General features: G+C 40.0%; 16 protein-coding genes. 11 read left to right on the forward strand and 5 right to left on the reverse strand.

The genetic code is table 11. The annotated features are described in order from the left end of the window. Nucleotides 1-589 precede the first annotated feature (589 nt). Nucleotides 590-943: a PTS glucitol/sorbitol transporter subunit IIA gene (locus IW510_RS15135; protein ID WP_202061062.1), complete on the forward strand. Its 354-nt coding sequence runs from the start codon at nucleotides 590-592 to the stop codon at nucleotides 941-943. 13 nt (nucleotides 944-956) lie between these two features. After that, nucleotides 957-2,132: an AI-2E family transporter gene (locus IW510_RS15140; protein ID WP_202061064.1), complete on the forward strand. Its 1,176-nt coding sequence runs from the start codon at nucleotides 957-959 to the stop codon at nucleotides 2,130-2,132. 38 nt (nucleotides 2,133-2,170) lie between these two features. Here the strand turns inward: IW510_RS15140 and IW510_RS15145 are convergent, their stop codons facing one another. Next, nucleotides 2,171-2,791 (reverse strand): FMN-dependent NADH-azoreductase, encoded by a 621-nt coding sequence (locus IW510_RS15145; RefSeq protein WP_202061066.1) that lies wholly within the window; start codon nucleotides 2,789-2,791, stop codon nucleotides 2,171-2,173. A 363-nt stretch (nucleotides 2,792-3,154) separates the two neighbouring features. Here IW510_RS15145 and IW510_RS15150 point away from each other — a divergent pair, with 363 nt between their 5' ends. The 5 genes from IW510_RS15150 to manA all read left to right on the forward strand — a co-directional run bounded on the left by IW510_RS15150 (nucleotide 3,155) and on the right by manA (nucleotide 7,759). Further along, on the forward strand, nucleotides 3,155-3,736 hold the full coding sequence (locus IW510_RS15150) for a guanylate kinase (protein ID WP_202061069.1): 582 nt from the start codon (nucleotides 3,155-3,157) through the stop codon (nucleotides 3,734-3,736). Between the two features lie 198 nt (nucleotides 3,737-3,934). Next, a complete protein-coding gene (locus IW510_RS15155) occupies nucleotides 3,935-4,600 on the forward strand; it encodes an HAD family hydrolase (RefSeq protein ID WP_202061071.1) in 666 nt (221 codons plus the stop codon). A 301-nt stretch (nucleotides 4,601-4,901) separates the two neighbouring features. Further along, nucleotides 4,902-5,696 carry a VOC family protein gene (locus IW510_RS15160; protein ID WP_202061073.1) on the forward strand — a complete coding sequence of 265 codons (795 nt, stop codon included), beginning with the start codon at nucleotides 4,902-4,904 and terminating at the stop codon, nucleotides 5,694-5,696. An 11-nt stretch (nucleotides 5,697-5,707) separates the two neighbouring features. Then, entirely contained in the window at nucleotides 5,708-6,733 is a 1,026-nt protein-coding gene (locus IW510_RS15165; protein ID WP_202061075.1) for a serine hydrolase domain-containing protein, read from the forward strand. A gap of 51 nt (nucleotides 6,734-6,784) precedes the next feature. Next, nucleotides 6,785-7,759 (forward strand): mannose-6-phosphate isomerase, class I, encoded by a 975-nt coding sequence (gene manA, locus IW510_RS15170; protein ID WP_202061077.1) that lies wholly within the window; start codon nucleotides 6,785-6,787, stop codon nucleotides 7,757-7,759. Nucleotides 7,760-7,823: 64 nt separating this feature from the next. Here manA and IW510_RS15175 read toward each other — a convergent pair whose 3' ends face one another. The 4 genes from IW510_RS15175 to IW510_RS15190 form a co-directional block, all read right to left on the reverse strand. Next, nucleotides 7,824-8,471: a hypothetical protein gene (locus IW510_RS15175; RefSeq protein ID WP_202061079.1), complete on the reverse strand. Its 648-nt coding sequence runs from the start codon at nucleotides 8,469-8,471 to the stop codon at nucleotides 7,824-7,826. A gap of 636 nt (nucleotides 8,472-9,107) precedes the next feature. After that, the gene (locus tag IW510_RS15180; protein WP_202061082.1) at nucleotides 9,108-9,773 is read right to left on the reverse strand and encodes a type 1 glutamine amidotransferase; all 666 of its coding nucleotides are present in this window, start codon (nucleotides 9,771-9,773) and stop codon (nucleotides 9,108-9,110) included. Beyond that, entirely contained in the window at nucleotides 9,763-11,115 is a 1,353-nt protein-coding gene (locus IW510_RS15185) for a Mur ligase family protein (RefSeq protein ID WP_202061084.1), read from the reverse strand. The genes IW510_RS15180 and IW510_RS15185 overlap by 11 nt, the downstream gene beginning before the upstream one ends. A 293-nt stretch (nucleotides 11,116-11,408) precedes the next feature. Next, entirely contained in the window at nucleotides 11,409-12,809 is a 1,401-nt protein-coding gene (locus IW510_RS15190; protein WP_202061086.1) for a TrkH family potassium uptake protein, read from the reverse strand. A 311-nt stretch (nucleotides 12,810-13,120) separates the two neighbouring features. On the opposite strand from IW510_RS15190, the gene IW510_RS15195 reads away from it, so the two are divergent. The 4 genes from IW510_RS15195 to prmC all read left to right on the forward strand — a co-directional run bounded on the left by IW510_RS15195 (nucleotide 13,121) and on the right by prmC (nucleotide 16,620). Beyond that, the gene (locus IW510_RS15195) at nucleotides 13,121-13,651 is read left to right on the forward strand and encodes a helix-turn-helix domain-containing protein (RefSeq protein ID WP_202061088.1); all 531 of its coding nucleotides are present in this window, start codon (nucleotides 13,121-13,123) and stop codon (nucleotides 13,649-13,651) included. 224 nt (nucleotides 13,652-13,875) lie between these two features. Next, nucleotides 13,876-14,454 carry a thymidine kinase gene (locus IW510_RS15200; protein WP_202061090.1) on the forward strand — a complete coding sequence of 193 codons (579 nt, stop codon included), beginning with the start codon at nucleotides 13,876-13,878 and terminating at the stop codon, nucleotides 14,452-14,454. A gap of 266 nt (nucleotides 14,455-14,720) precedes the next feature. Continuing rightward, nucleotides 14,721-15,794, forward strand: a complete 1,074-nt coding sequence (gene prfA / locus IW510_RS15205) for a peptide chain release factor 1 (protein ID WP_202061092.1) — start codon at nucleotides 14,721-14,723, stop codon at nucleotides 15,792-15,794. Beyond that, nucleotides 15,787-16,620: a peptide chain release factor N(5)-glutamine methyltransferase gene (prmC, locus tag IW510_RS15210; protein WP_202061093.1), complete on the forward strand. Its 834-nt coding sequence runs from the start codon at nucleotides 15,787-15,789 to the stop codon at nucleotides 16,618-16,620. The genes prfA and prmC overlap by 8 nt, the downstream gene beginning before the upstream one ends. Nucleotides 16,621-16,641: the final 21 nt, after the last annotated feature.

Below are 16,641 nucleotides of genomic sequence, written 5' to 3' on the forward strand. Positions count from 1 at the left end.
GATTTGGTTTTTAGTCGATTTCATTTTATCAGTTAGTTGTTCCTTTTTTGTGTTTGAACACTCAAAAAAGTGTTAGTGAGTTTTCCTTTAGGAATTTCCACCAACACAAAATATTATAGACCCATTAATCTGAACACTAAGACTAAGAACTATGGTATTATCCATCGGATGATAGTATAGTTCTTTTTTTTATGAAGGTGTTATAAAGTTTTTGAGGAAGCGACTCTTGTGAAATCAATAGTCAGTGGAGAATCATCGGAAAAGAGCTTCTTACAAGCTTTGCTCAGAAGTTAATCAGTCTGTTCAGCTTTTCCATTTTGAGGTGGATTTACTCATGGGAAAAATACTTTCTATGTTATAATGAAAAGTATCATAGAAAGAAAATTGTTATCTTTCTAAAAATGATGAAAACAAGGGAAGTCTATTGAAAACGATGGTCTCTACCCTTTAGTCATCAGTTAGAAAGGTAATGAATAGAAGCTCATCGGTGTTAGCACCTATGTGAGCAAGTTGTGCTGTGGGAATAAGAAGAAATAGGATTTGACTGCGGTACAACAGGAGTAATGAATGTTAGAGGAGGAAGTATTAGATGAAAGCAACTGTTACTGAAATTGGAAAGCATGCTCTTGACGGTAAAGAGCCGATGATTATTCTTTTTGGCGAACGTGCAACGGATAGCCTGAGGGAATATTCAGTGATTCAGAAATTTGAAGAATCTGGGGAATTGGATGTAAAGACCGGCGCTCAATTGAAAATTGATGATGCAGTGTATCAGGTCACACATGTTGGTTCTTTTGCTAATGCCAATTTGAACAGCATTTCTCATGTTACATTGGTATTCTCAGAGGTACCTGAGGAAGATGCTGTGGTTAATGGTATCTATCTATCACCGACGACTGTTCCAACAGTCAAGGTAGGGTCTATTATTGAATATATAAGCTGAGGAGAGTGATAGGATGTCTCAAAAGCAACAGGAGAAAAAGGAAAGCCGGCTTTCGTGGTTCTGGCGTTGGTTTTTGAACAATCAAGTCGTGACCGCACTTTTAATTGTATTGCTGGTTTTATTGATACTTTTAATTTTTACGAAGGTATCACATCTGTTTACGCCTGTGTGGCAGTTTATTGGCGTTGTCGGTCTGCCGATTATCATGGCAGGGATTCTGTATTATTTATTGAATCCAATCGTTGATTATTTGGAAAAAAAGAAGGTACCGCGAGCATGGAGTATTATTGGTTTGTTTGTGGCAGTGATTGCTTTGATTGTCTGGGGAGTGGTTGTCATCGTTCCTGAGATTCGCAGTCAGATATTGAGCTTTGCCAATAATTTTCCTAGGTACATTGAGACAATTGACAGTAAAACACAGGAGATACTAAGCGATCCATTGTTTGGACAGCTGAGGGAACCACTAGAGGATATGGGAGAGAAGCTGACCAATTCGCTAGGTGAAATTATCAAGAATGTATCAACGTCGACTGTACAGGGGCTGGGAAGCTTTTTTGGTGCAGTAGCTTCCGTTGTAGTGGCGGTTTTTACAATGCCGTTTATCCTGTTCTACTTGTTAAAGGATGGGAAAAAGCTGGCGCCCTTTTATATTAAGTTCTTACCAAATAAAATGCGTCGTCCAACATTGACTGTCTTGTCTGAAATGAACGAGCAGGTTTCTTCTTATATCAGAGGACAGCTGACTGTTGCTTTCGCAGTTGCAGTTATGTTCATTATCGGTTTTTCAGTAATTGGGCTGGAATATTCGATTACTTTAGGGATTATTGCCGGCTTTTTGAACCTGATTCCATATTTGGGGTCGTTCTTAGCAATGATTCCGGCGGTCTTTCTTGGTATTGTTGGCGGACCGGTTCTTTTAATAAAAGTGCTGATTGTCTTTATTATCGAACAAACCATTGAAGGCAGAGTTGTTTCGCCGTTAGTACTGGGGAGTCAGCTGGACGTTCATCCAGTCACGATTTTACTCGTGTTGCTGACCTCTGGAAAACTGTTTGGTGTTGCCGGAGTAATTCTGGGAATTCCAGTATATGCGGCTGCCAAAGTGGTCATCAAAAATGTATTCGAATGGTACAAAGAAGTTTCCACGCTCTATTACGAGGAAGAGGAACAAACAGATACGAAGACATAAAAAAGGAAGCGATGCAGATCGCTTCCTTTTTTGTGTAATTAAAAGTTTTTACCAAGGTTTGCTGCTTTTTCAAGCGCATTGTTCATCAATTCTTCAGAACGTTCAGGAGCGTAGTCAATTCCTTCGATAAATAATTGTTGAACATCGCTGATACCGATAAAGTTCAAGATGCCTTTAACATATTGGGAAGAGAAATCATTTCCTTCATAAACCCCACCATTAGATTGGATGTGAAGAACAGTTTTATTTCCAGCTAAGCCTTTTGGTCCTTCTTCTGTATATTTGAAGGTCTTACCGGCAACGTTGATTGTATCAATCCATGCTTTCAAGCGTGTAGGAACATTCAAATTCCAAAGAGCATTCGCAATAACAACTTTATCTGATCCCATAAATTGTTCTGTAAGATCGTTAAACTTTGAAATTTTTTCTTGTTGAGAAGCATTTAAGCTCGTGAATTCTGCTCCGGTACGCAAGGCATTCCAGCCTGAAAGCAGCTCTTCGTCAATTTCAGGAATTGATTCCGCATAGACATCAAGAATATCGATTTGATCTTCTGCATGAGTTTCCTTGTATCCTTCCAAGAATGAATCCAGAGCGCGTACAGAACGTGACTCCTCTTTTGTGAGTGGGTGTGCTTTAACAACTAATAATTTTGACATGTATATTCTCCTTTTCGTATCAGCTCAAGGTCTTTTATGTTGTAGTCTGAAAAAGAAAACAACAGAAGCCTTTGATTTTGTGTTTTCCTATATAATTTTTGTGAATGACAAGAGTATATAGATAGAAACATTATCATTTTACTAATAAAAAGTAAGAGAAGCAATTTATATGCCTGATAAAAATTTTTTTCTTATGTGAAAGGATTGGTGTAAATAATATCGGGGAGAGTAAAAAAATGCTATGATTAAGAAAGTTCACGAATGAAGCAAAGTAGAATAGCCAAAGACGTTTTATATAAAGACAGCTATTCTGTAAGTAAATAGACTGCATAGAAGCATAGAAGTTCAAGGAGGCGTGAGCAGATGACTGAAGAGGGCAAGGGTTATCCAATATTTATTATTATGGGGGCAAGCGGCTCAGGGAAGACGAAGATGACGGAGCAGGTTTTTCCGCGTGAAGAGAAGATTGTTTCCTTTACAACAAGAAAAAGGCGCCGGAATGAAAAGAATGGTGTGGATTATTACTTTATCAATCGGAATGATTTTGAACAGCTTATTACGGACAATCAGTTGATTGAATATGATTTGTATGATGGCAATTATTATGGCGTTGGCCGAACAGAAATTAGTGAGAAGGCAAAGAAGCATAGTGTGTACAATGTGCTTACTTTGAAGGGATTTGAATCAATCAGCCAAGCATTTGGCAATCAAGTCATCCCAATTTTTTTAGATGTATCCAAAGAAAATATCCTTAAACGATTGAAAAAAAGAGATGAATCTGAAGAGTCGATACAAAAGCGCAGTGCGATTTACGAAAAGGATATGGCGATTAAGCAACAGCTTCAAAAGTACCCTAACGTTCATATTATTAACGGCGATCAGTCGATTGAACAGATGGTGTCAGAGTTGAGGGAGATTGTCGAGCGCTATCAGCAAAAAACATAAAAGGCGCTAGTCTGGAAAAAGGCATATTGTTTACTCACAGTGCAGTTTAGCAGCTGAGAAAATACTTGCGGTTCACTGGTATGAAAAAACAGATTCTTGTGTTTTACAGTAAATAGTTTGATTGAGCCTATTTACTTTCATCTATAAATAGTCCAAAATTTGAATATATAAGAAATAACAAGATGTGGGAGGCGTGTTATGGAAGCCGTAATTTTTGATATGGATGGTGTGTTGGTAGATTCTGAATATACCTTTTTGGAGTCAAAGACAGCACTTTTAAAGGACGCAGGATTTGAAAAGGATATCAGCTATCAGTATCAGTTCATGGGAACAACATTTGAGTTTATGTGGAAAAAGATGAAGGAAGAGCTGGGATTGCCGTTAACGGTAGAGGACTACATTCGGGAGATGAATGAGCGAAGAGAAGAAATGATTGACCGAGATGGAATCAAAGAAATACCTCATGTTAAAGAGGTGGTAAAAGGGTTGTCTGAGGCCGGATTTAAGCTGGCAGTTGCTTCTTCTTCTCCAAAGGCAGAAATTGAGCGCGCGATGAAAGAGTTGGAGCTTGATTCCTTTTTTGATTTCCTTGTCAGTGGAGAAGAGGTTGCTCATTCCAAGCCGGCACCGGATGTTTTTCTGAAGGCTGCCGAGCTTTTAGCTGTGTCGCCAAAAGATTGTATTGTATTTGAAGATACGAAAAACGGCAGTCGCGCAGCAAAGGCTGCAGGCATGTATTGTATTGGCTTTGAAAATCCGGAATATCCGGCGCAGGATTTGACGGCTGCCAATGAGATTATTCGAGACTTTCATGAGGTCGATGTAACGCGCCTCAAAAAACTTCCTTCAATATCCGAAGGGTAGCAGGCTGGGTCTAAACAAGAGGCTTAGGTAATTAGTTGAAAGACATGTCTGCTTGAGTGAATAAATCCGATATATGGGAATGATTAGTAGAGGACAAAGCAATTTTCAATTTGAGAGTTGCCTTGTCTTTTTTATGTAAAAATACTGTAACAGCCGAGACCAAGTCATGCAGCTGTTTCTTTGCTAAAAGAGGCAATTGGTCTAGCTAAAGAAAAGCACTGTTATTCAAACTATATTAGTTGCTGATTTTGGTACAAATGATACAATAGAGTAGAATATCAGAGCGAAAGGGGGAAGATTTATGTTGGATTTTCAATTAACAGACAACGCCTCTTTGAAGACGATTGCATTTAGAATCAAGGATAATTATAAAATGGTTGATTTTTATAAAAATATTGTTGGTCTAACTCTGAAAAGTGAAGAGAACGGGTTGTCGATTTTCAGTTCAGGTAAGAATAAAAATCAAGTGTTAATCTTAGAAGAAGGAGAGACATTTGATCATTCTACTGTTCATTTTTCAGTCTGTTTATCTTCAGAAGAGGAATGGTTGGGGATAGTTAATCGGTTTTCTGAGCATAGCTATCCTATCAAGAAAAAGGAAATTGACGGGGATAAACAAGAGCTTGTTATCGTTGATCCGGAAATGAATGAGATTGAGTTCTATTATCAAAGGGGACAGCAGGAAGACGAGCAAAAAGAGGACACAATCATCAAGGCGGAAGAAGTTGACGGCCTTGAGGAGGAAGAACCAGAGGCTGGAACGGTCGTACAAATCAGTCTGAATACAATGGATATTCAATCAAGCAAAGAATTCTATGAGCAGGTGTTAGGATTAACCAGTATTGATGAGACGACTTTAAGCTTGGGAAGCGAGAATGTTGTTTTTCAATTATTGGAGAAGGCGCATCTAGGGAGCAGAGCGGACCTTGGGTGGAATTTTTTTGTTGTCGATTTAGATGGAAAAGAAGAAATTGAAAAACTGATGTATCATTTGGAACAAAAGAAACAGGACTTTTTTATTGATAATAAGCGATCTATTTTGACTGTTTTTGATATCAATGGTATCGAATGGTGGTTTACAAAAAACAGAGTTTGAGGACGAACGAGATGTATGAACAAACAAAAGAGCTGATTGATGCGTATTTAAAAGAGGGTGTTTTTCCCGGAGCTTCATTTGCCTTTATCAAGGGAGCAAAGCAGGAGGTTCATACGAAAGGATTGGCACAGATTATTCCAAAACCTGAGCGGTTAACAGAATCGCTCAGGTTTGATGTGGCTTCATTGACTAAGGTTATCTGTACAACAACGGTCGTGCTTCAGCTTATGGAGGAAAAAAGGATTTCTCTTGATAAACCGCTTAAGGATTATTATCCGTCATTTCAGGATTCAAGGATTACGATTCGTCATTTATTGACTCATACAGGAGATATTACTACGTATATTGAGAATCGAGATGCTTTGTCTCAAGAGGAACTGATCCGTGCGTATCATCAGGTAACAGCCGGTGATAAGCTGGGGCTTGAATCGAAATATACAGACACTGGAACAATTCTGTTGGGGCTGATGCTGGAGGAGCTTCTGCAAAAACCAGCGATTGAAATCTTTGAGGAGCGGGTGCTTATTCCCCTTGAAATGACAAATAGTTGTTTTCTACCGGATAAGCCGGCTCTAACGGTTCCTACAGAGCTGCATAAGCAAAGAGGATTAATCAGAGGTCAGACCCATGATCCTAAAGCGTATGTTTTAGCTGAGCATGCGGGCAATGCCGGTTTGTTTACAAACTTGACAGATTTGGTGAAATTTGTCACTATGTACTTGAATAAAGGTATCTATAAAGGGAAACCCTTTCTTCAGGAAATGACAGTGCTTTCCTTATTGGAAGACCATTCCTTTGCGAGAAATCATCCTCGGTCCCTTGGTTGGGATTTGAAAAGGGGCGTAGATGGAGCAGTATACTTGTTTCATACAGGCTATACCGGAACGTTTATCCTGATGGATATTTTATCACAAGAAGCATTTATATTTTTATCCAACAGGGTTCATCCTGTAGATAAGCGGGCAGCGTATATTGAAAAGAGAGATCAGCTCATTCAGCTTTATCTTGAGGAAAAAGCGAAAGCTGCCAAAGTATAAAAACTGATCAAACGAAAACGAATACAAGTTTCGGGAGGAGTAAAAATCACTATGAATCAACCGCTGTTTTTAAAACCTGTTTTTCAAGAAAAAATTTGGGGAGGCAATCGTCTGCATACCGTTTTTGGTTTCGAGCTTCCTAGTGACAAAATCGGGGAAGATTGGGCAATCAGTGCACATCCCCACGGCGTAGGAACAGTCATCAATGGAGAGTTTGCAGGTAAGAAGCTAGATGAGCTTTGGAGCGAACACCGTGAGCTGTTTGGCAATGCCCCCGGCGATGTCTTTCCGCTGTTGATTAAAATTCTTGATGCAGAAGATGATTTATCTGTTCAGGTTCATCCGGATGATACCTATGGGTTGAAGCATGAGGGGGAGCTTGGAAAAACAGAATGCTGGTATATCATTGATGCAGAACCAGGTGCTTCTATCATTTATGGTCATCATGCAAAGACTCGTGAAGAGTTGGCAGAAATGATCCACGATGAAAAATGGGAGGATTTACTGACAAAAGTGCCTGTTAAAAAAGGTGACTTCTTCTATGTACCGAGTGGAACAATCCATGCCATTGGAAAAGGCATTATGATTTTGGAAACACAACAAAGCAGTGATACAACTTATAGAGTGTACGATTATGATCGGACTGATGATAGCGGAAATCCAAGAGAGCTGCATCTACAGCAATCAATTGATGTGACAACAGTACCTGCGAAAGCACCGGTCTTACAGATTCAACAACAGAATCAAGATCAGTCGGCTGTCGTGACGTATCTGAAAACAGAATTTTTCAATGTTTATGAGTGGTTGGTCAAAGGAACATTGAAGCTCAAAAAGGGAGCACCATATACGTTGGCTACAGTTATTGAAGGCGCAGGAAGTCTGATTATCGAGAAGGAAAATCCTGCTCAGAATGACAGCTACGAGTTGAAAATGGGTGATAGCTTTATTCTTCCTTCTGATATTGAAAAATGGCGTATTGAAGGCGACCTGAAAATCATTGCCTCAGAGCCGGGAGAAAAAGCTTAGTAAAGAGAACAGAAGAAGACCTGCTGTAAATCTAGGATATTAGATTTGCGGCAGGTCTTCTATTTTATTGTGCGGGAAGTGAACTCCAAGCCACGGCGATTTCCATGACATCATTTTCGTTTGGAGAATCATTGTCCTCTTCATCCGCTTCATTCATCGCATTGAAATCTCCATAATCAATAGATAGATTGTCTTCCTCTTCTGTTGGTATGCCCATATCAATGGTTACTCCATAGCCCTCAATGAATTCAAACGCGCGAGTCACTTCTCCTGTTTCGCATTTAACCCAAGCGTAGCAATCGGACACCCGATGATTCACAAAAAAGCAGACAGAACCAAAGGCTTTGCTAAGTTCTTTTAATACAGCAATATTTTTTTCATCAACACAATTACTTTTTATTAGAAGTGCCCAATAGGAACTGCTATCTTCGGCTTCATCATTTATAGCAGTAACTTTAGAAAAATCAGTGACAGAATCGATTACATCATGAACAAAGACCCAGCCGTTATAGCTTTCATTGACTTGGAAATTATCGAATCCCAAAGCTTTGACAGCTTCTGCTACTTCCAGTGCTGATTCTGAATGAACAGCAATCCAGACGGATTTGTAGCCAAAGGGAGTAGGTTGTGTGATGGTATATGACGGTTGAGAGACTTTCGCTTCATTCTCGTGTTTATTTGCCTTTTTTTCTTGCTTGAACCATCCAAACATTTATATACATCCTCATTTCGTAAAGTAATAAATTTTTTTTTGTTTTAATGGTAGCAATCTGAACCAAAGCTGTCAATGAAAGGCGGAGCAAGAGAGTTGCAATATAGAGGGTGTAAATAAGAGGAAATCGGTAAACAATAGATAAAGCCACATGAAGATGATGGACATCTTCGTGTGGCTTTCCTAATTGCTATGAAGTATGACGAGAAACGAGTGGATGCTGGGTAGTACCTATCAGGTTACTTAAAGCCTGACCAAGCTCATTCCGCTTTTACTTTTATCCAGCTGCACGAGTCAGCTCAATCGACGATAAGATGAACTGTCTTCAGTGATAAAGGACATCACTGAGCCAGCTCTCTATATCGCTCATGAGCTCCCGACTCGCTCCGCTTTTACTATTATCTAGCTACACAGCCTAACTTCCTCGGTAATAAGATAACTTGTCGTCAATGACAAAGGGCGGTCATTGAGCCAAGTTCCTATGTTACTCAGAAGTTCCCAAGGCTGTTTCGCTTTTATTCTTATCCAGCTGCACGAGTCAGCTCAATCGGCGATAAGATGAACTGTCTTCAGTGATAAAGGACATCGCTGAGCCAGTTCTCTATATCGCTCATGAGCTCCCGACTCGCTCCGCTTTTATTCTTTCCCATATTTTCTTTCCATGGCGGTGTTGATTAGGCGCATGCCGAGGTTTTCGTTTCTGGATAGGATGGGTCCGTGGAAGTAGGAGCCGAAAACATTTTTATAGATAACGCCTTCTGAGCCGTCTTCCGCATTATTGCCTTTTCCTTCGACAACATTTCCCAGTGGACGTTCGCCTTCACCAAGGAAGGTGCGTCCGTTATGGTTTTCAAAGCCATAATAGGTTTCGTCAAATTCTTCGTTATGAATAACAATATCGCCAATGTAACGGTTATTTTCTTGACTGAGTGTGTAATGGTCCATTGCACTGATGCCTTTGATTTTTTGACCATCTGCACCAATATAGTAATGACCAAGCAATTGATACCCACCACAGATTGCTAAAATGACCCCATCGTCTTCAATATAGCGAGTAAGAGCTTCTTTTTTTGATTGGATATCCTGAGAGACAATCAGCTGTTCAAAATCCTGACCGCCGCCGAAGAACACCAAATCATACTTGTCGGGATCAAAAGGTTCATAGATACTCACGATTTCTGAATGGAAGGCAATGCCATTTTTTTCTGCTAAATATTTCAGCATCAGCATGTTGCCGTTATCTCCATAAGTATTCAATAGATTCCCATAAAGGTGACAAACTCGTAATTCTTTAGACACCATTCATTCCTCCTTGAATATATCCTTGTGCTGTTAATGCTTTTCGAAGCTGTAAAACAGCGGTGTAGGTAGCTAAAATATAGACGTTTTCCGTAGGTAATTCCTTGATGGCGTCAATCACCTTTTCAAGGTCAGCGATTTCAGTCAGTTTATCTTCAGAGATACCGGCAACCTTTAGGCGCAATGCCATATCCTTATGACGGTCACCACCGGCAATTACTGCGGGGATTTCCATTTCGGCAAAGGCTTCATGATTACCATCCCAAATCCAGCTGACATCAATACCATCTGCATAATTGGCATTCAGTAAGGATACTAGAGAGAAGGGATAGGGTGAAAGCCCAATCATATCAACCACCTGGTTTAGGCCAACAGGATTTTTTACGAGTACAAGGGTACAACGCTTGTCGCCAATTTGAATAACTTCCTGTCTGCCAAAGACTTTTTCATCGTAGCTTAAGCCGGCCTTGATTTTTTCCCTAGAGACACCATAATGCTCAGCGACTGCTGTTGCAGCAAGGGCATTATAGATGTTATACATTCCACCTACTGCAATATCATAGGTACCGCCGTCAATTACAAATTCAGCAGAAACATTGTCCATCGCTGTTACTTCCGTTAGTTGGACATCCAACTCAGGACGTTTGAAATCACAGTTTGGGCAATAATATTTACCAAGATTCGCATAAGTAATCATTTTGTAGTGCAGGATATGATGACATTTAGGACAAAGAACGCCATCTGTGTTGTAATGCGCCATCTGTTCATGATCCGGCTGATGATTGAAGCCGTAGTATTTTCTTGGATTAACAGTATCCACAGAATTAAAAATCGGTGAATCACCATTGCATAAAATCGGTGCGTCCGGTGAAGCGGCTGCACCTTCGACAATCAAACGATAGGTCGTATAAATCTCACCATAACGGTCCATTTGATCTCGAAAAATGTTGGTAAATAAAAATAGCTTTGGCTTCACATATTTGGTGACTGTACTCAAGCTTGCTTCATCGATTTCCAGTACGGCAAATTTTTTCTGCCCTTTTTTAGCTTTCGCAGAAAGAAAGGTAGAAACAATCCCTTGAGCCATATTGGCTCCTGTTGGATTTGTCAGTACGTGATCGAACTCCTGCTTCAGAATATTTACTGTAAGTGCTGTTGTCAGTGTCTTACCATTGGTGCCGGTTACTACAACAATCTCATAATCTTTTGCTAATGTATCTAAAATTTTAGGGTCTATTTTTAATGCCAGCTGTCCGGGATAGCTGCTTCCGCCTTTGAAAAAGGTTTGCAATACCCACTGTGAGGTTTTTCCGGCCAGGATAGCTAGTTGGCTTCTAACGCCCATGATATCTCCTCCATTATTAGAGTGAACAATCCATGTTCTTTGGACTAAACTCAACCTATAATACCATAATTAGAGAGGCGTGACAAAGCGGTCTGTCTTTCAAAAACGGATGGTGACAGTCTGTTTTTTCATTAGGAGAAACGAAGAGTAAACAAGACCTTGAGCGTATTGGGATGAGCTGAAAATGATTGATGCAGCTAGCTGGTTAAGAAAATATTAAGGATGAGGAAAGTATGCAAAAAAAATCCAGCAGGGTATCAAGACATACCTGCTGGACGTAATACTACTTTTTGTTATCCAATGATGATTTTTTCAGAAGGGTATTCGTAACCTAAATCTCGTGTTTCTTTTGGAATAAACAGCATCAGAGTGTAAAGCATACCGATTCGACCAATAAACATTAAGAGGGAAATCATTATTTTCCCGACACTGCTCAAATCATCCGTGATACCAAGGGACAGTCCTGTTGTCCCAAAGGCAGAGGCGACCTCCACAATGATGGCAATCAACGAATGGTCTTCTGTCGCGGATAGAAAGACAACGGAAAAGAAACACATAAGTAAGGAGAGCATGAAGACAACAACTGATTTTCGCACATCATCATCATCAATTCGGCGACCGAAGATGTTGACGTTGTCTTCACTCTTGATGAATGAGTAGAGATACAGTCCGATGATGGCAATTGTTGTTGTACGAACACCACCACCCACAGAGCTAGGACTACAGCCGATAAACATCAGCATTGAGAAAATAATCAGTGTGGTTACTTGAAAATCATTCAATTGATTAATCTGTAAGCCGGCATTTCTGGTTGTCATCGAATAAAACATGGAGGTAATCCACCGGTTTGTTTCGGTCATATCTGCGAAGAGATGGTTTCGTTCCAATAAGTAGATTAATAGCGTGCCGCCAATAAACAAAATGACAAAGGCCAGGATCGCTATTTTACTAAATAGAGAGAATCGAAATGGGAGTCCGCGCTTTTTCTTTTTGAAAAACAACCACTCTCGAAACTCCATCAGTACCGGAAAACCGATACCGCCAATGAAAATCAAAAACATCATGATAATTAAAAATAAATAGTCATCGGCAAAAGGGATAATCGAATCACCAGTAACATCAAAGCCTGAGTTTGTTACGGCAGAAATCGATTGATAGAAACCATAGAAAATGGCATCTCGCCAGTTATCATAATAGTCGGAGAAATAAAAATAGATAGAAAAGAATGCACCGAAAATAACTTGAAACCATAGCAAGATGGAAAAAGTAATCCGAATCAAGCGAACAATTCCGCTTAATTTAGGCTGATTCATATCTGTCATAATCAGCTGACGCTGCTTCAATGTAATTCTACGTTTGGATAAAATGATGAAGGCTGTTGAAATCATCATGATTCCCAGACCGCCGACTTGAAAAAGAACTTCAAGCAGAACAATACCTCGATCATTAAAAACTGTATGAATGTCAAAGGTTGTCAACCCAGTCACGCTAACAGTGCTGACCGCCATAAAAAACATATCTAAAAACGGAACCTTCGATCCGGGCACTCTAAAAATAGGCAGATAAAACAAAATTAGTGAAATAATGGTCATCAAAATATAATAGCTGACAATGATTTGGATTGAAGAAAAATGTTCCTGAATGAACTGGCGTACTTTCTTCTGAGAACGCCAGAGAAAACGACTGAAAAACATGGTAAGCCTCCTACAATATCAATAGATAAAGTATAGCAGAAAAACGTGTCGACGGAACGAAGAAAAACACTGGAAATTATTAACAACTTAGAAAAGCAGAAAAGATGTATAGCTCTAAAGGATATTTTTAGAATAGTAATGAAAAAAATTGGAGAGGACATCTGACAAAGAATTAAGGAAGTTGGCGTTGAAGATATTGATTTAATAGGCTTGCAACAAGAGCGTGCGATGATGCAACCAATCGGCTATTGTAACTTTTAGAGAAATTACTTACTATAAAATGGATGAAGGAATGAAAGCGGAGGAGAAAAATGTTTAGTGAAAAATTAAAAGAGTTAAGGACAAAAAAAGGAATCTCACAAGAAGAGTTGTCAGAGCTGCTGGATGTGTCCCGCCAATCAATCTCACGTTACGAGAATGGAACGGCCCAACCCGATTTTGATAAGCTATTAATGTTTTCGAACTATTTTGAGGTATCTATCGATTTTCTGTTGGGAAATCAACTAAAGGAAGAGAACAGTGCATCTGTTGGTTTGGAAGGTAGAAACAAGATAACTATTATCAGCAAGATTGATGGAAAAATGTCTTCTTTTTACAAGTTCAGCTTGTCTCCTGTTTATGGGAAGAAAGAGTATCATCCTGAGGTAATGCTTCTGGGGATAGATGGCCACAGCTTTTGGGGAGATAGTACTGTTGCGTTGGGCTGGTATAAAGAACGGGCAGATGCAGAAGCCGAGCTTAGAGAGATATTGGAAGCAATGTCTCAAGGCAAGCCGGCGTATGATTTACGCTATTTTGTTGGTACGAAAAAAAGAGGCGTGTTTGATTTTGAGATGGAATAAATGAGGTGCAACTAATTGAATGGGGCCTTTTCATTGAATAAAGAGGGGAGCAATCGATGATAAAGTCGATTGCTCTCTTCTATTTTGTTCGATTGAGGAGCAAACTTTAAAAATTTTCAGCAAAAGAAATCTCTTACTATCCTATTGTTCGAATTTACCACTATAAAAAACTTCGATTTTATAGTAAAATACGAAAGGAACGAAATGAAAGGTGACAGTGAGAGATGGCACAACTATTTTTTAAATATGGCGCAATGAATAGCGGAAAGACAATCGAAATTTTAAAGGTTGCACATAATTACGAAGAACAGGATAAGCCTGTTGTTTTGATGACAAGTGGACTTGATACGCGAGATGGTGTCGGCATGGTTTCCAGTCGGATTGGTCTGAAGCGTGAAGCAATTCCTATTTTTGAAGATACGAATGTGTATGATGTAGTCAAAGCACTGGATGTACAGCCGTATTGTATCCTAGTCGATGAATCTCAATTTTTGAGTAAGCACCATGTCATTGAGTTTGCGACAGTAGTAGATGAGTTGAATATCCCAGTTATGGCGTTTGGGTTGAAAAATGATTTTCGAAATGAGTTGTTTGAAGGCTCTAAGTATCTGTTGCTTTATGCAGATAAAATTGAGGAATTGAAAACAATCTGTTGGTTCTGTCATAAAAAAGCAATAATGAATCTTCATTATATAAACGGTCAACCGGTTTATGAAGGCGATCAAGTTCAGATTGGCGGCAATGAGGCCTACTATCCGGTATGCAGAAAACACTATTTTCATCCAAAAGATCGGATGGATTAGCTGTCCGGATTGAATGAATAGGAAGGCTCGGTTAGTTTTATGTCAAGGCTGTGCTTGTAAGAGCTTGAAGTGATAAAACGACTGAAAGACAGCGTATTAAGTCTGAAATGTTGAGATATCTAGCAACAGAGATAAAGAAAATTGGTAAAAATAGGGAAGCAACACTTCTTATAGGAACCTTGTACTTGCCGCATCAGCCCTGCCATGCAATTGTCGTGTGTTAGAGCAAACAGATTCATCCATATTATTATAAAGGAGCTACAAACATGTACGATCAGTTACAATCGATAGAAGATCGCTATGAGGAATTGGGAGAGCTGTTAAGCGATCCTGAGGTAATTAGCGATACGAAACGCTTCATGCAGTTATCAAAGGAAGAAGCGAATACAAGAGAAACAGTGGAGACATACCGTCGCTATAAAAAGGTTATTGAGGGAATCAAAGAGGCAGAAGAGCTACTGGGAGAAAACCTTGATGCAGAAATGGCGGAAATGGCCAAAGAAGAATTATCAGATTTAAAGAAAGAAAAAGAGGTTTTGGAAGAAAAAATTAAAATTTTGCTGCTTCCAAAAGATCCAAATGATGATAAGAACATTATCATGGAAATCCGTGGCGCTGCAGGTGGAGACGAAGCGGCATTATTTGCGGGTGATTTATTTAATATGTATCAGAAGTATGCCGAGGCTCAGGGCTGGAGATCAGAGGTATTGGAAGCCAATATCACAGGTATCGGCGGATATAAAGAAGTAATCATGATGATTAGTGGAGACAATGTCTTCTCAAAACTGAAATATGAGAGTGGGGCACATCGGGTTCAGCGTGTACCGTCAACTGAATCTCAAGGTAGAATTCATACTTCTACAGCGACTGTTGTTGTGATGCCGGAAGCGGAAGAAGTAGAAATTGATATTGCGGACAAAGATATCCGTACAGATATTTATCATGCCAGCGGTGCCGGCGGACAGCACGTCAATAAGACAGCTTCTGCTGTACGTCTGACACACATTCCAACGGGTGTTGTTGTTGCGATGCAGGATGAGCGTTCACAGTTGAAAAACCGTGACAAGGCGATGAAGGTTTTGCGTGCCAGAGTTTATGACATCATTCAGCAGGAAGCACAAAGCGAGTATGATGCAAACCGTAAATCAGCAGTAGGAACAGGAGACCGTTCTGAACGTATCCGTACCTATAATTTCCCGCAAAATCGTGTGACCGATCACCGAATTGGTTTAACAATCCAAAAGCTGGATCAAATTTTGGCTGGAAAGCTGGATGAAATCATTGATGCACTGGTTCTTTACGATCAAACATCGAAGCTGGAAGAGATGCAGAATGGCTAACAATTATTTTGAAGTCCTGAAACGGGCTTCTTCTTTTTTAGAGGAAAATGGTAAAGAGGGACACGCAATCGAGTATCTTTTTCTGGAAAGAAAGGGCTGGTCTAAAACAGAGTGGCTTTTGCATATGAGGGAAGAGGCTTCTCAGGAAGACCAAAAGCAGATTGCGGCTGATTTAGAACAGCTGATGGAAGACCATCCACCACAATATTTACTAGGCTACAGTGATTTCTACGGGCATCACTTTTCAGTAAGTCAAGCGACATTGATTCCACGTCCGGAAACGGAAGAGCTGGTAGAGCATTGCTTGAACGAAAATGAGCAGGAATCTTTGACGGTTGTTGATGTGGGAACCGGAACGGGGGCAATCGCTGTCAGCTTGAAGCTGGCTCGACCGAACTGGCAGGTATTGGCTGTAGATTTATCAGAGGAAGCACTGGCGGTTGCTGAAAAAAATGCGGCAGACCTCGGTGCAGATGTATCCTTCTTTTGGGGAAATGGGCTTGCACCGGTACGCGATAGAAAAATTGACATCCTTATTTCTAATCCACCCTATATCAGCGAAGAAGAGTGGGAGCTGATGGATGATAGTGTGAAAAAATATGAGCCGCATATGGCGTTGTTTGCGGAAAATCAAGGGCTGGCAATCTATGAACAGCTGATTAGAGAAGCAAAGGAATGTCTTGCACCGAAGGGCAAAATTTATTTTGAAATAGGCTTTCAACAAGGGGCTATAGTGAAACAGCTGATAGAAGCTGCGTTTCCTGAAAAAGAGGTAAGAGTCGAGCAGGATCTTTCAGGCAATGATCGCATGGTTATTGCAGACTGAGGAATAGCGAGAGAGGGAGGA

This window comes from Enterococcus sp. BWR-S5 (genome assembly GCF_016745255.1).
Classification (GTDB): domain Bacteria; phylum Bacillota; class Bacilli; order Lactobacillales; family Enterococcaceae; genus Enterococcus_L.

Coding starts and splice junctions, on each gene's coding strand:
- IW510_RS15190 (WP_202061086.1), bottom strand. CDS start 12,809: ATGTTTTTCAGTCGTTTTCTCTGGCGTTCTCAGAAGAAAGTACGCCAG.
- IW510_RS15200 (WP_202061090.1), top strand. CDS start 13,876: ATGGCACAACTATTTTTTAAATATGGCGCAATGAATAGCGGAAAGACA.
- IW510_RS15155 (WP_202061071.1), top strand. CDS start 3,935: ATGGAAGCCGTAATTTTTGATATGGATGGTGTGTTGGTAGATTCTGAA.
- IW510_RS15140 (WP_202061064.1), top strand. CDS start 957: ATGTCTCAAAAGCAACAGGAGAAAAAGGAAAGCCGGCTTTCGTGGTTC.
- IW510_RS15175 (WP_202061079.1), bottom strand. CDS start 8,471: ATGTTTGGATGGTTCAAGCAAGAAAAAAAGGCAAATAAACACGAGAAT.
- prmC (WP_202061093.1), top strand. CDS start 15,787: ATGGCTAACAATTATTTTGAAGTCCTGAAACGGGCTTCTTCTTTTTTA.
- IW510_RS15150 (WP_202061069.1), top strand. CDS start 3,155: ATGACTGAAGAGGGCAAGGGTTATCCAATATTTATTATTATGGGGGCA.
- prfA (WP_202061092.1), top strand. CDS start 14,721: ATGTACGATCAGTTACAATCGATAGAAGATCGCTATGAGGAATTGGGA.
- manA (WP_202061077.1), top strand. CDS start 6,785: ATGAATCAACCGCTGTTTTTAAAACCTGTTTTTCAAGAAAAAATTTGG.
- IW510_RS15180 (WP_202061082.1), bottom strand. CDS start 9,773: ATGGTGTCTAAAGAATTACGAGTTTGTCACCTTTATGGGAATCTATTG.
- IW510_RS15145 (WP_202061066.1), bottom strand. CDS start 2,791: ATGTCAAAATTATTAGTTGTTAAAGCACACCCACTCACAAAAGAGGAG.
- IW510_RS15185 (WP_202061084.1), bottom strand. CDS start 11,115: ATGGGCGTTAGAAGCCAACTAGCTATCCTGGCCGGAAAAACCTCACAG.
- IW510_RS15165 (WP_202061075.1), top strand. CDS start 5,708: ATGTATGAACAAACAAAAGAGCTGATTGATGCGTATTTAAAAGAGGGT.
- IW510_RS15135 (WP_202061062.1), top strand. CDS start 590: ATGAAAGCAACTGTTACTGAAATTGGAAAGCATGCTCTTGACGGTAAA.
- IW510_RS15195 (WP_202061088.1), top strand. CDS start 13,121: ATGTTTAGTGAAAAATTAAAAGAGTTAAGGACAAAAAAAGGAATCTCA.
- IW510_RS15160 (WP_202061073.1), top strand. CDS start 4,902: ATGTTGGATTTTCAATTAACAGACAACGCCTCTTTGAAGACGATTGCA.